The following is a 14,281-nucleotide window of genomic DNA, read 5'->3' as shown; positions in this document are numbered from 1 at the left end:
GGCCTGCCCCGTAACGAGGCCGGGCACCAGGTCAGGTCCGACCCGAGGCGCGCAGGGCCCGCGCCAGCCATTCCAGCTCCTCGGTCGCGTCGGGCGACGAAACCTGCCCGCGCACACGGGCGACGAGCCTGCGGTAATGCTCCGCTCCTGCCTCGATCCCGGCCTCCAGGCTGCGCAGCACGGCGGCCCGATCGGCGGCACCGAACAGCTGGGACAGCACCTCGGCCGCTGCCGGCCCCTCGGGGGCGACCCCGCCTTTTCTGACCTCCGCGACGGTCTGCACGATCTGCCTGGCCCACCAGATGGACGCCCCGCGGGGACGGCCCTGCCCCGGCACGGGCGTGTTGAGCTCCATCCATGTGCGCAACCGGGCGCGGAAACCGGGGTCCCGCACCAGTTCGGCCAGTTCGATCCAGGCGTCGACCTGCTCAGGTGTGGGATCGTCGGGCAATTCGATGCTGAAGGTGCGCATGCGGTCGCGCAGGCGCGGGTCGTCGAGGCCGCCGAACACCTCCTCCTTGAACTCGTCGATGATCTGCTTGCGCTCGGCGGCGGAAAGCCGCGCCAACCGGTTCATCAGTGCTGTCTCCTCAACGGTCGAACCCCGTTTCGCCACGGTGGACAGGACGGCCCGGCTCACCTTGAGCGAGCGGATCTGCGCGTCGAGCGCGGCCACATGCGCGTCGGCGACCTCGGCGACCGTGGTGCGGCCGCTCAGGACACGGCACACGTCGTCGAGCCCGAGGCCCAGCTCCCGCAGGGTGCGGACCAGCTCGACGCGGGCCACGGACTCGGCGTCGTACAACCGGTAGCCGCCCGCCGAGCGGGCCACAGGCGGCACCGCCCCCTCGTCCGACCAGAAGCGCAGGGTCCGCACCGGAACTCCGGTGCGGTGCGCGAGCCGGCCGATGGTGAGCACGTCGGGGCGTTCGTCGTCCATGAGTAAGATCCTGAACCCTCCGGCGGCTGGAGACTCAAGCGCCTCAGTGCGACATCCCGTGAGTTCTCCAGAGTTCTGCCGCGCTTCCTCACCACCGTCAGCGCCGACAACATGCGCCTCCTCGCCTTCGACCAGACTGCAGCCTGATCAGATCGGACGAGAAAGCTGCAGGAATCCCGAAGTCACGTCACCGACCGGCCGATCACGTGACGAGAGAGAAGCCCCAGGCCAGGGGCTCAGGGTTCCGGCAAGAACCACGGGAACCCACGGGATGTCGCACAGAAGGGACTGACAGCCCATCGCGGCCGCCTCATCCCGGAGCTGCGACACCCCAAGCCATGAATCGAACAGAGCCGGAGGCAGGTGCCTCCCGAAGTGGTGAACATTTGCTGTCCGTTCTCATGGACAAAGCCAGGCCGCGGCGGACGCCGCCGACGACATCGACTGGACAGTGTCGGTCGACTCCAGCGTCGTTCGGGCTCACCAGCATGCCGCCGGAGGCGCTCGATAGGGGGCAGGGGGGCGCCGGGAGCAGTTGATCACGACCACGGACGCTCCCGCGGCGGCCTGAGCACCAACGTCCATTTGGCGGCCGACGGCCGGGCCCGCCTTCTGGCCTTCACCGTCACCGCAGGCCCAGGCCGCTGACGCACCAGCCTTCGAGACCGTGATGGACCGTATGCGGGTGCCCCGCACCGGTCGGGGCAGGCCCCGGACCACGCCCGCGGTCGTCCTGGCCGACCGCACCTACTCCTCACGCGCTATCCGGGCCCATCTGCGGCGCCAGAGCATCCGGGCTGTCATCCCGCAACCGTCCGACCAGATCGGCCACCGCCAACGGCGAGACCGTCACGGTGGGCGCCCCCCGCCTTCGACCGCGAGACCTCTACACAACGGAACACCGTCGAACGCTGCCTTAACCGCCTCAAGCAGTGGCGCGCCCTTGCCACACGAACCTACAAACTCGCCATCGCCTACCAGGCCGCACTCCCCCTCGCCACCTGGACCGGACACTGGCCAAAGAGGCGGAACTAGGCGGTGTTGTCAAAGTGCCACATTCACATCAAGAGCGAGGGTCACGGCTGCTGGTAGAACTGGGCCGTGCCCGCTTCGGAGCCGGCACGGATGACTCTGTTTGGCGGCCCTTCCTCCCTCCGCCCCGGCCTTCACCCTGGAGCCCTCATGCCCCTGCGGACAGGTAGTGCCACCCGCCCGATATCCCTGGTCCTGTCGACCGCGCTTGCGGCCGCAACGCTCACCGGCTGCGCGCTGCTGGAACTCGCCAGCGACTGCGAGGGGACTGACGCCCGGGTGAAGAAGATGACGGCGCTCGACATCCTCGACTCCCGGCCCGACGGGGCCTCCATCGCCCGGGGGTTCGAGGAGGTGGACGCCGGCTGCTGGGCGGACAGCGGCGATGTCGTGGTGTACGCCGACCGGACGTACGCCTTCCCCGGCACACGGGCCGAAGTGACCGAGCACTACCAGACGGCGGTGGTACGAGACGGATGGATTCCGGACCCCGAAGCCTTGCCCGGCGAACTCTGCTTCACCAAGGAGGACATGGCCCTGTCGATCGTCTTCCTCACCGCCGAACGCCTTGAGGAGGACGGTCACGGTAACCGTCCCGACCTCACCACCGGGGCTGGCTACTCGCTCAGCGCCGATTCGTACGTCGGTAGCGGCGCCGAGGCGAGTTGTTAGGTTCTGTCGCCTATGTGGTGTCGGTTGATGGGTCGTGATCGGGTGATACGACGTCATGAACTGACGGATATCGAGTGGGACTTCGTGCGGCCATTGCCGGTGGTCTCCTCCCAGCGCTGGTCGGTGAACTTCTGCGCGCATCGGACGCAGGCTCACTCGCCGGTCCGGCGGCTTCGCGCCGGCCAGCTGGTCCTCGTAGAGGTCACGGATCACTGCTTCGAACCACCAGGGGACGGCGCCACGTGAGCTTGTCATGCTGGTTCTCCGGACAGGTCAGCTTCCACAACTGATCGGGCGTCGCCCTCTGGAAGATCCCCAGCGCTTGCAGCAGCAGTTCCACATCCGCAGTGACGCCGGCGCCGGGTACGTGCCGAGTGCGGCCTGAGCCGAACGGAAACCGGGTCAGCGCCCCGGGGGCGGAAAGTTCCCCGCCGGGCGCTGCCCTGTTTCGGGTGCAATGCCGCAGGTGGCGGAGGTGGGCAAGGGGCAACCGGAGCGTCGGTGTGGCGGCGCAGGCTAGTTGGCAAACGATGACGTCGGACTGCCCTCGCCAGCGCCGTGTGACGCCCTGCACCTGGCACGGATGCCGCAGGCTGGTTGGCGAGCCGCCATCACCGTGGGTGACCTAGCCGACCGGGGATACCGCCGGTGGAGCGGGGGACGTGCGGTCGCTCTGGTAGCAGTGCTGTTCCGCCTGCGGGTGCCAAGTAGCAGGATCAGCGAGGGCGGTGAGGATGGGGACACTCAGCGGCTTTACGGTTAGCCACGTGCCGGGTGCCGACCACCACTCGTGCGGGTGAACTGCAACATGGGACCTCGGGCGCCGCTGCCGAGCCGCCGGCGTCGACCGCACCCCCCCCCCGGCGACTTGAAGTGTTCGCTCAGTCACTCGATGTGGATATCGGGGTGGATGAACAGCCCTGAAGCTGGGCAGGTCCCGCCGAGTCAGCATGCTGAGGGGCCCGCCTGCCCGGCCTCTACCGACGTGCTGGCCGGACGAAGGGACTCCATGAGCACATTCATTAGCGCGGCTCCTTCTGAGCTGCGTGCACAGATCAACCGGCGCAGCGACGGCAAGCACCAGGTGTTCGGCATCCACCTACGCTGGCAGATCGGGGCCAACTCGCCCGATCAGGGGGAATGGCCCCCGCCGTCGGACTGGAACGAAGGCAACGCGCCTTACCCTCACACGTACGAAGTGTGGATCAACGGTCAACCCCGGCAGACCGTCTTCCTGCACTGGCCGACCTGGGACTGGACGCTGTCCAACTCCCACTGGGTGGACCTGGGCGAGGCACCCGACGCCCGGTACCGGGTGAAGATCCGCGCCATGGACCGCAACGGCGAGTTCACGGAGTTCACCAATGAGGTCACCGTCGCCTCCGAGGGGGCAGATTTTTGGGCCCCTCGCACACCCCGCTCCGGCTCGGGTTCGGCCGAACACAACGGCGCGCCCCGGCACGGCACCGTCAACCATCCGCGCAGCCGGGCCGCCGCCGCCATCCGCGACAACGACCCCTCTCCGATCTGCGCTGAGGCGCGGCGGCTGAACACCAGCACCACCTGGCAGGAGGTTCTCCCGGGTGCTGAGCGCATGCTCGCCGACTACCCCTGGAACCACTCACTGCGCTACCTGGAGTACCGCAAGTTCTTCGAGGGCAACACGGTCGCCTCCACCGGCAACCCGGCATTCCGCGGCCTTGACCTGGCCGGCGACTGGCCCGTGACCGAACTGCAGGCCGACGCCGACAGCCACACCTTCAGCTACGACTACACGGCCTACCACACCAATGAGACCTGGTCACATCGGTGGTTCATCACCCGTGACGGGTGGGACCCGGCCGACGGCCTGTCCTGGGAGGACCTCGATCCCACCCCCTTCCTGGTCGAGAACCAGGGCGCCGCCCGGCAGGAAGAATCCACTGACTGGCAGTTCGCGACCCTCCCGCGCCGGCAAGGGAGGGCCGCGATCGTGCAGATCTGGGGCGGCCACGGCGGTCCCGACACCCCGGACGGCGGCAACGGCGGCAAGAGCGGTGAGTTCTTCCTGTCCGTCTGCGACGTGATCTTCACCTGACAGCAGCGGCACGGAGCCGGAGACTGGCACTGCCGCCAGGCGACCAGCGCGTCAACCCCGCATACAGCCCGCCCTCGGCATCGGAATCGCCGAGGCCGGGCTTCTCCATGGCCAGCCCGCTGGAAACTGCCCCTCCCTCAACCGCAGCGCGGCAGACCGAGTCCCAGGATGCGACAACAGGCGCAGGGTGACTGACTTCGCAGAGGCACCCGACCGGTGAAGAGGTCTTCACACATCCCCGCCCAGTCCGTCCTTCCCGCTCCAGGGCCTACTTCGTCGGCAGCAGGCGGCCGACAGCGACCGGCCCGGGAGCACACGAGCATGTCATCTGGAATCTTGCTTGTCGCTGATCACGACGGATGGAGCGCCCGGCCCTCTCCGGTTGGGCCCGTCGGCCGTCGGCTTGGCCGGGTAGGTCAGGTCCACGGGGCAGGGGTCTTGCAGGGTGAGGCGCGCTGGGCGCTCACCGTGGACGACGTCGAGCGCCAGGCCCTGGTCACCGAGGCGGCGCGCTGCCCGGGGGCGACAGTGACGTACGAGCCGGTACCGTGACCGGCTGGCGGGATCACCCCCCGGTGAGCGCCTTGTCAGCCGCGCCGCTGTGCCCCGCTTCCGCGCGCTTTGGAACGAGGGCACGGGCGCCTTGAAGGCCGGGGCCGGCGAAGGCCCCCGCCACCGCCGGCAGCGGCCACGTGGGGGCGACGCCGAGGACGTACCCATCCCGGCGGGCGGCGTCAGGCGATACCGTCGCCGCTGAACCGACCATCAGGGGGAAACAGATGCGTGGGGAATGGCGATGGGTCGCTCTGGGCGCAGCCGTTGTCGGGCAACTGGTCGTTAACGCGTGGCCGCGTGCCGCTGACGAGTCGGATGAGGCGGTCATCGACAGGTTTCGCGATGACCCGGGCAGCTTTGGCACCCACGCGAGCAGCGGCTCCGGCGGGTACCGGGCGTGCGGCCACCAAGCGTGCAGCAAGAAGGCGAAGGAGTTCATCAGGAGTCACGACTGCTGTGGCCGGTGCCGGATCGCGCGTTACCGGGACTGCGCGGGGAGAGCGATGCGCGACTACGAGGGGCCGGGCACCTTCTTCCACGACTTCCACGACGGGATCATGGAACCTGGGGTGTGTACCGTCTGTGGTGAACCGCAAGAAGCGCACTGACGAAGCAGTCGAGCCCTCGAACGCCGCCCGTGGTCGGCCCTTGATCAACACCGCCGCCGCACAGTCCAGACGGGAGGGGCTGGCCGCGACAGATCCTCCAAGCACTCGAAGCACTCGAAGCACTCGAAGCACCCACTGATCACTAACCGTGACCGCTTCACGGAACTCGTGCGAGAAGCCGAGTTTTGACCGCGGATCGCGGCGGTGGCGGCTTCCCACGTGGCCTCGGCCCGCTGGGCGTCCCCCACCTGCCGTCCGCGCTCGGCGAGTCGGCGTCGTCGTCCGGCGAGGGTGCCGAAAGCGAGCAACTCACGCAGTCCGTCGACGACTTCCACCGTGTCGGCCGACAGCGTGGCGACGGCCGAACGGGTGCGGGCGCCGCGTACCGCCCGTCCGCGCGCGTCGGCGAAGGGAGCCGCTGCGAGGAGGGCCGCGGCCGGCAGCACCGCCGCGAGCAGCCACGGCTCCACGGTGGCGAGGACCGCACCGCCGCCGGCGAGGACCGTCCCCACCGCCAGGAGCTGGGCGGTGGTGTGGGCGTAGAAGAACTCCAGCGCCTCCACCCTGGCGATGACCGCCGCCGCGCCGACCGGCCTCGACGGCGACGCATGCGTCGACAGCGCCTCTCGGCACCCGGCAGAGTGGCCACCTGTGACGAGCAGTGAACTGTGGACCCGCGCGACCGCCGACCGCTACGACGCCGAGGAGGCCGAAGCGTTCTCGGCTGCCGTTCTCGGACCGGCCGTCGCCTTCCTCGCCGAGCTGGCCGGAGACGGCCGGGCACTGGAGTTCGCCATCGGAACCGGACGCGTGGGCGTCCCGCTCCGGGAACGCGGCGTGCGGGTGGTGGGCATCGAACTGTCCGAGCACATGGCTGCGGTGCTGCGGCGCAAGGTCGACGAGGACACCCTCCCGGTAGTCATCTTACGCAGGACGAGCAGGTCGAGTGCTTCCGCAACGCCGCACGGCATCTGAAGCCCGGCGGCCGATTCGTCATCGAGCTGGGTGTGCCGCCGCTGCGGCTCCTGCCGCCCGGCCAGGTCGCGGTGCCGTTCGACGTCTCGCGGCAGCATCTCGGCTTCGACACCTTCGACCTGGTCGAGCAGATCCTCGTCTCACACCACTTCACGCGCGACGGCGACGACAGCCACTACCGCCGCGAAACCTCCCGGCACCGGTACGCCTGGCCGGCGGAGCTCGACCTGATGGCACGGATCGCCGGGCTCGAGCTGGAACGTCGCGTTGCGGACTGGGACGGGTCTCCGTTCACCCAGGACTCCACGAAGCACATCTCCGTGTGGCGCAAGCCAGCCTGAGGTCGGCCACCGAGCCGTCAACGTTGGTCGTGCCTGTCTTGCACTTCTCTCGGGAGTCCAGGCGTCGCCAGCAGATCAGTGCGCATCCGAGAATGAGGAAGGCTTCGTTGATGTCGTCGCGGATCTCCCAGCGGATCCGCAGGCGGCGAAACCAGCAATAGTCAAGATCAATCAACGGGACCCTCCCCCACGCCTCGGCCCCCCGGCAGTGACCCTGTCGTGTCCGCCGGCATGAGCAACGCAGCGCAGTGGGGTGCGGTACTCGATGTCCGGCAGCTCGACCTCGCTCTCAAGGCGCTGGAGCCGCAGGCACGTCGGGAGCACAAAGAGCGCATGTTCCGGCTGGAGATGCAACAGGCGGCTGCCGAGCAGGAAGCTCGGGCGCGCCGTGAGGTCACAGCCCACAAGCGCTGCATGGCCGGCCTGGTGGCGGGCACGGTCGCGCGATCACGGCCAGCCGGTGGCCGGCTCCCGGCGTTCGTTCCGGCCGGCTACGAACCGCGCACCCCCGGGCGGAGGGCGCCGGCTCCTACGGAGCGGACGCCGCGGACCCGTCCGGGGCCCGTTCCGGCACCTGCGCCAAGGCCTGCTCCAGGTCCGCCCACAGGTCCTCGACGTGCTCGATGCCGACGGACATCCGTACCGTCCCCGGACCGATGCCCGCCGCGTCGAGGGCCACCGCGTCCAACTGGCGGTGGGAGGTGGAGGCCGGGTGCATCACCAGGGTCTTCACGTCACCGAGCGAGGCGGTCAGGGCGGCCAGCCGGACCGCCTCGATGAAGGCGCGGCCCGCCTCGCGCCCGCCCGCGAGGTCGAAGGAGACGACCCCGCCGCCGCCCCGTGGCAGAAGCCGTCGCGCGACCGTGTGGTCGGGGTGCCCGGCGAGCGCAGGGTGGCGAACCGCCGCGACCACCGGGTGCACGGCGAGCCGGCCGGCCAGGTCCACGGCGCTCGCGCACTGCCGCTCGATCCGCAGCGGCATGGTCTGCAGGCCGCGCAGCGTCAACCAGGCCGCGAACGGGTCGGTGATGGCGCCCTGTTCGATCGCGTAGTGGCGGATTCGACCGTACAGCTCCGGATCCTGGAAGACCGCGATCCCGCCGAGGACGTCGGCGTGCCCGGCGAGGTACTTGGTGGCGGAGTGGATCACCACGTCGGCGCCGTACTCGATCGGCCGGCACAGCAGCGGCGAGGCGAAGGTGTTGTCCACGGCGCTGAGGACGCCGGCCTCGGCGGCGACGGCGATCAGGGCGGGCAGGTCGGAGACCCGCGTGGTGGGGTTGGCGATCGTCTCCAGGTAGAGCAGCCGCGTTTCCGGCCGCAGCGCCCGTCGCACCTCCTCGGGGTCGCGACCGGAGACGTATGTGACCTCGACGCCCCAGCGAGCGGCGAGATCGCCGAGGACCGCGTAGGTACCTCCGTAGAGCCCGCTCTGCGCGACGACATGGTCCCCGGAGGAGAGCAGTCCGAGCAGGAGGCCGTTGATGGCTCCCATGCCGGAGGCGAAGGAGAGGGCGGCGGCTCCGCCTTCGAGGCGGGCGACGGCGTCCTCCAGCGCGCGGACGGTGGGGTTGCCGAGGCGGCTGTAGACGAAGGTGTCGGGCGAGTGGAAGGCGTCGGCCATCGCGTCGGCACTGTCGAAGGAGAAGATGTGCCCCTGGTGGAGGGGCACGCCGAGGGGCGTGCTGCCGGTGATCCGCACCTGGGGCGGGTGGACGGCGAGGGTTTCGGGCCGGAGGCCTGCGGTGTCGTCGCTCATGGTGTCCAGTGAAGGCGCGATCGACTTGCGTTCACAGGGCCAATCCCGGCAGATTGGTCCGGCGATGAAGCCAATCACTGTGCCGCTGGACGAACTCGTCGCCCGTCTCGGCCGCTGGTCGGCCGGACGGGGGCCGCTGTATCTGCTGCTCGCGGCCCGTTTCCGCCAGTTGATCGACGAGGGGCTGCTGGCCCCCGGCGTTCTGCTGCCGCCCGACCGGAGGCTCGCCGGAGCGCTCGCGGTGGGCCGGACGACGGTCGTGGCGGCCTACGACACGCTGCGGCAGGAGGGGCGGTTGGTGCGGCGGCAGGGCAGCGGCACGCGTGTGGCGTCCGCCGCGCTGCCGGCCGAGCCACGCGTGCGGGAGACGTCCAATCCGCTGTTCCTGCACCTGCTGGAGGCGACGCCCGACGACGTGATCCTGATGAGCTGCGCGGCACCGGTGGACCCGCCGCCCGAACTGGCGGAGGCGTACCGGACGGTGACGTTTCCCGCCGGCGACCTGGGCTACCACCCGGCTGGGCTCCCGCCTCTGCGCGAGATGATCGCGCAGCGGTACGGGGCGCGGGGCGTCCCGACCGGTCCGGAGCAGGTCCTGGTCACCACGGGTGCCCAGCAGGCCCTTTCCCTGCTGACCCGGCTGCTGGTCGCGCCGGGGGACGGAGTCCTGTTGGAGGCACCGACGTACCCCGGGGCGCTGGACCTGTTCCGGGAGGCGGCGGCCGTTCCGCACCCGGTGGCGGTGGGACCGGACGGTGTGGACGTGGCCGAGGCCGTGGCGGTGATGGAGCGTCACCGGACCGCGCTGGCCTATGTGATCCCCCGGTTCCACAACCCGACCGGATCAACCCTTCCGCCGCTGGCCGGCCGCCGGCTCGTCGAGGCGGCGAACGGTCTCGGGGTGCCGCTGGTGGACGACGAGGTGCCGGCGGACCTCGCTTTCGGGGCGGGGGCGCCGTCGCCGCCGCTCTCCTCCTACGGTGACGTGATCGGTGTCGGCTCGCTGAGCAAGGTGGTGTGGGGCGGTCTGCGGATCGGCTGGGTGCGCGGTCCGGCTCCCCTGATCGCGCGGCTGGCCCGGCTCAAGGCCATCCACGACCTCGGGACGGACGTGCCGGCGCAGTGGGTGGCCACACGGCTGCTGGCCGACTTCACGCCGATCGCGGCGGCCCGGACACGGACGCTGCGGGCCGGCCACGACCACTTGCGGGCCGAACTGGCTCGGTCGCTTCCCTCGTGGAGCTGCCCTCCGGCCGAAGGCGGCCAGACGCTGTGGGTCCGCCTGCCGTACGGCGACGGCGTCGCTTTCGCCCAGGTCGCGCTGCGCCACGGGGTGGCGGTGCTGCCGGGCGCCACGATGGACGCGCTGGGCGGCAGCACCCGATGTCTGCGGCTGCACTTCCTGCTGCCCCCCGACGTCCTGTCGGAGGCGGTGGCGCGATTGGCGAGCGCGTGGGCCGAGTACGCGCCCCAGGCGCGATCCGACGGCCCCCGGCCGGTCGCTCCGGCGACGCTGAACGCGATCGTCGTCTGAGAGACGGGACATCGGGAAGCGATGGCGGCCCGCGCGGACCGGGCGCGTGCTGGCCGGGCGCCTGCGGACCGGGGCCTGCGGATCGCGCCGCATTCGGGTCGGGCGCACACGGCCGGACCGGTTGTCGCCGACACACCAGGGCTTGGCCCCGGGACGCCGGCAAGATCATCCATTGGCGAGAGCACGTCCATGTCCTCCGGCAGGTCACGATTCGGACCGGGACGCTGAAGTCTCGCTCTGCACGGGCGGGTCCGGTCGGCGGCCTGGCAGGCCGGCACGCAGGCGGCCCCGCTCCCCCGGCGCGTTCCCGTGCCGACAACACGCTTGCCATGGCGACAACTGTCATGCCTCGGCTCACCTCCCGCGGATGCACGAGCAAGCCCCGGGCTGAGGTAGTCAGGGGCTGTGCTGGAGGGCTTGATCCGGCGTCGATCGCCAGGTGAAGCGCTCAACAGCATCCGGGTGCCAAGGCGGGAGAGGCAGCCATCCGGCGCCGGTAGTAGTGCACTGTGACGGCGCCCAGCAGCGGACCCCAGAATTGCCCGGCGGACGCTGTTCCGGAGTCGGCGCAGCGCCTGACATCGGGCGGCGGGCTTGGCTTCAACGACCGCAAAACGGGGGCTGACCTGCAATCGGCTGCTCGAGACGCGACTGGTCCTGGCCGACGGCTCCCTGGCGGGGGGCCGGCCAGAAGGAGAATGCGGACCTGTTCTGAACCTACCTCGGCTGCTGCCGCGTCCCTCACCACGAGTGACTCCCCGGGAAACACCGAAGGCAAGGAGAGAGATCTCCTTGCCTCTCCCAAGGTATAGCGCATCGGGGGGCTTGCGGCAAGGCCCCCATCATGGCGCAGAATCGTCGGCCAAGGCCACAACCTGCGGAAACGGGGACACGAGGTGCGTGTGTTGAATATGAGGACCTGCTCGGTGGGCGGTTCGGCAGCGCTGGAGACGCTGCCGGCCCGAGCTGCAGACGCAGGACGATGGAGCACGGCCGCGTCGGTGGTGTCGCGATGACCGAGCAGTTCGTACGGGGCCTCCAGGAGGTCGACGAGACACAGGTCGCGGTCGTCGGCGGCAAGGGCGCGCACCTGGGCACGTTGTCGCGGATCGAAGGCGTCAGCGTGCCGGCGGGGTTCTGTGTGACGACTGACGCCTTCCGGCGGATCGTGGCGGAAGCGCCGTCGATCGGGGACCACCTCGATCGGCTGTCGCTGCTGAACCCCGACGACCGGGAGGCGATCCGAAGCCTCAGCGCGCAGGTCCGCCGGACCATCGAGGAGATCGCCGTCCCCGGCGATCTCGCGGCGGCGATCACCGCCGCGCTCGCCCGGCTCGGCGAGCAGGCCGCCTACGCGGTCCGGTCCAGCGCGACGGCGGAAGATTTGCCGACGGCGTCGTTCGCGGGCCAGCAGGACACGTACCTGAACGTCGTGGGGCCGGAGGCGATCCTCCGGCACGTCAGCCGTTGCTGGGCCTCGCTGTTCACCGAGCGGGCCGTGACCTACCGTCAGCGGAACGGCATCGACCATCGCACGGTCGACATGGCCGTGGTCGTGCAGCGGATGGTCTTCTCCGAGGCGGCCGGGATCCTGTTCACGGCCGATCCGGTGACGGGGAACCGGAAGGTCGCGACCGTGGACGCCGGCTTCGGGCTGGGCGAGGCCCTGGTCTCCGGCCTGGTGAATCCGGACGTCTTCAAGGTGCGAGACGGCCAGGTCATCGCCAGGACGATCGCCGCCAAAGAGCGTGCCGTGCACGCGCTGCCGGACGGCGGTACGCAGACGAGGTCCGTCGACTCGCGGCAGCGGGAGCAGCCGGCGCTGACGGATGCGCAGGTCGTGCGGCTGGTACAGCTCGGGCGCCGGATCGAGGCGCACTTCGGCAGCCCGCAGGACATCGAATGGTGCCTGGCCGACGGCGGCTTCCAGATCGTGCAGAGCCGGCCGATCACGACGCTGTTCCCCATCCCGGAGACCGACGACCAGGAGAATCACGTCTACGTCTCCGTCGGCCATCAGCAGATGATGACCGACCCCATGAAGCCCCTGGGGCTCTCCTTGTGGAAGCTGACGGCCATGGCGCCGATGTGCGATGCCGGCGGGAGGCTCTTCGTCGACGCCACCCGCGCGCTGTCCTCGCCCGCGAGCCGCGCCAACCTCGTAAACCTGGTGGGGAGGTCCGATCCGTTGACCAAGGACGCCCTGGAGACGGTCCTCGACCGGGACGACTTGATCCCCTCACTGCCGGACCCGGAGCCCGGTGGCCGTCCCGCCGGCGGCGCGCCCGCCCCGATCGAGACCGACCCGGCCGTCGTCACCCGGCTGATCGAGCGCAGCGAGGCGTCCGTCGCCGCCCTACGGCGCGACATCGCAGCGAAGAGCGGACCGGCGCTGTTCGACTTCCTGCTGGAGGCCTTCGAGGAGCACAAGCGGGTCCTCACCGATCCGCTGAGTTTCCAGGCGATCATGGCGGGGATGGAGTCCACGTGGTGGCTCAACGACAAACTGCACGAGTGGCTGGGCGAGAAGAACGCGGCTGACACTCTTACGCTGTCCGCCCCCGGCAACATCACCTCGGAGATGGGACTGGAGCTGCTCGACGTCGCGGACGTGATCCGTCCCCATCCGGAGGTGGTGGCGTTCCTGCAGGCCGTCGAGGACGACAGCTTCCTCGACGAGCTGGCGAAGCTTCCGGGCGGGCCCGAAGCGCGCGACGCCATCGAGGCATACCTCGACCGGTACGGCATGCGCTGCGTCGGAGAGATCGACATCACGCGGCCCCGCTGGCGTGAACGCCCCAGCACGCTCGTGCCCGCGATCCTCGACAACGTCAGGAACTTCGAACCGGGCGCGGCCGAGCGGCGCTTCGAGGAAGGCCGGCAGAAGGCGCTCAAGAAGGAACAGGACGTGCTGTCCCGCCTGCGGGCCCTGTCCGACGGGGACAGCAAAGCGGACGAGACCAAGAAGATGATCGACCGGGTCCGGACCTTCATCGGATACCGGGAGTACCCCAAGTACGGCATCATCAGCCGCTACTTCGTCTACAAGCAGGCGTTGATGGCGGAGGCCGAGCGTCTCGCGCAGGGCGGCGTGCTCCGCGACAAGGAGGACGTCTTCTACCTCACCTTCCAGGAGCTCCACGACGTCGTGCGTTCGAAGCAGGTCGACGACCGGCTCATCCAGCAGCGCAAGGAGGCGTTCCGGTCGTACCACGCGCTCACACCGCCCCGGGTCCTCACCTCGGAGGGCGAGACCGTCAACGGTGCCTACCGACGCGACGACGTGCCGGCCGGTGCCCTGGTCGGCCTGCCGGTTTCCGGCGGGACCGTCGAGGGACGGGCCCGCGTCATCCTGGACATGGCGCAGGCCGATCTCGAACCGGGCGACATCCTGGTCACGGCTTTCACGGACCCCAGTTGGTCGCCCCTGTTCGTCGGCATAGCGGGCTTGGTGACGGAGGTGGGCGGCCTGATGACCCACGGCGCGGTGATCGCCCGGGAGTACGGCTTGCCAGCCGTCGTCGGCGTGGAGCAGGCCACCCGCTCGATCCAGGACGGCCAGCGCATCCGCGTACACGGAACCGACGGTTACATCGAGATCCTGCCTTGACCGGTCAGGCCGAGAAGACGCTTCCGTAGGTTCCACCAGGGATGACCACCGCATCGGACAGGGCGGTGCCCGGTCCTCGTCCAGGCGTCCTTCCCACCCTGCTGCCCGTGAGTCATATGTGTTGCAGCATCTCGCACACAAGCAGCGGGCAGCGGGTGGACGAGGGGGCCGGGGCCGA

The 14,281-nt window shown here is 70.0% G+C and carries 8 protein-coding genes and 2 pseudogenes; 6 read left to right on the top strand and 4 right to left on the bottom strand.

The genetic code is table 11. From position 1 onward, the window contains the following. Window positions 1-31: 31 nt before the first annotated feature. Window positions 32-940 (bottom strand): helix-turn-helix domain-containing protein, encoded by a 909-nt coding sequence (locus IE109_RS21490; protein ID WP_189552631.1) that lies wholly within the window; start codon window positions 938-940, stop codon window positions 32-34. A 415-nt stretch (window positions 941-1,355) separates the two neighbouring features. Here IE109_RS21490 and IE109_RS21485 point away from each other — a divergent pair. Beyond that, window positions 1,356-1,975, top strand: a pseudogene (locus IE109_RS21485) (IS5 family transposase); the annotation flags it as partial. A 147-nt stretch (window positions 1,976-2,122) separates the two neighbouring features. After that, window positions 2,123-2,644, top strand: a complete 522-nt coding sequence (locus IE109_RS21480; protein WP_189552629.1) for a hypothetical protein — start codon at window positions 2,123-2,125, stop codon at window positions 2,642-2,644. A gap of 202 nt (window positions 2,645-2,846) precedes the next feature. On the opposite strand, the gene IE109_RS21475 is transcribed toward IE109_RS21480, so the two are convergent. Continuing rightward, window positions 2,847-2,984: a hypothetical protein gene (locus tag IE109_RS21475; RefSeq protein ID WP_189552627.1), complete on the bottom strand. Its 138-nt coding sequence runs from the start codon at window positions 2,982-2,984 to the stop codon at window positions 2,847-2,849. A 669-nt stretch (window positions 2,985-3,653) separates the two neighbouring features. Here IE109_RS21475 and IE109_RS21470 point away from each other — a divergent pair. Beyond that, a complete protein-coding gene (locus IE109_RS21470) occupies window positions 3,654-4,721 on the top strand; it encodes a lytic polysaccharide monooxygenase auxiliary activity family 9 protein (protein WP_189552625.1) in 1,068 nt (355 codons plus the stop codon). A gap of 1,207 nt (window positions 4,722-5,928) precedes the next feature. On the opposite strand, the gene IE109_RS21465 is transcribed toward IE109_RS21470, so the two are convergent. After that, entirely contained in the window at window positions 5,929-6,447 is a 519-nt protein-coding gene (locus tag IE109_RS21465) for a hypothetical protein (RefSeq protein ID WP_373297748.1), read from the bottom strand. 88 nt (window positions 6,448-6,535) lie between these two features. Between IE109_RS21465 and IE109_RS21460 the strand changes: the two are divergent. Beyond that, window positions 6,536-7,200: pseudogene (locus tag IE109_RS21460) on the top strand (class I SAM-dependent DNA methyltransferase). A 529-nt stretch (window positions 7,201-7,729) separates the two neighbouring features. Here IE109_RS21460 and IE109_RS21450 read toward each other — a convergent pair. Then, on the bottom strand, window positions 7,730-8,959 hold the full coding sequence (locus tag IE109_RS21450; protein ID WP_189552622.1) for a trans-sulfuration enzyme family protein: 1,230 nt from the start codon (window positions 8,957-8,959) through the stop codon (window positions 7,730-7,732). Between the two features lie 64 nt (window positions 8,960-9,023). Between IE109_RS21450 and IE109_RS21445 the strand changes: the two genes are divergently transcribed. Together IE109_RS21445 and rph are read left to right on the top strand one after the other, a co-directional pair. After that, complete coding sequence (locus tag IE109_RS21445) at window positions 9,024-10,493, top strand: aminotransferase-like domain-containing protein (RefSeq protein WP_189552620.1); 1,470 nt, start codon at window positions 9,024-9,026, stop codon at window positions 10,491-10,493. A gap of 1,012 nt (window positions 10,494-11,505) precedes the next feature. Next, entirely contained in the window at window positions 11,506-14,103 is a 2,598-nt protein-coding gene (gene rph, locus IE109_RS21440; RefSeq protein ID WP_189552619.1) for a rifamycin-inactivating phosphotransferase, read from the top strand. Window positions 14,104-14,281 lie beyond the last annotated feature (178 nt).

This window comes from Streptomyces lavendofoliae (assembly GCF_014649735.1).
Classification (GTDB): Bacteria; Actinomycetota; Actinomycetes; order Streptomycetales; family Streptomycetaceae; genus Streptomyces; species Streptomyces lavendofoliae.
The sequence above is the reverse complement of the archived record's forward strand: the minus strand, read 5'-3'. Positions and strand labels throughout refer to the sequence as shown.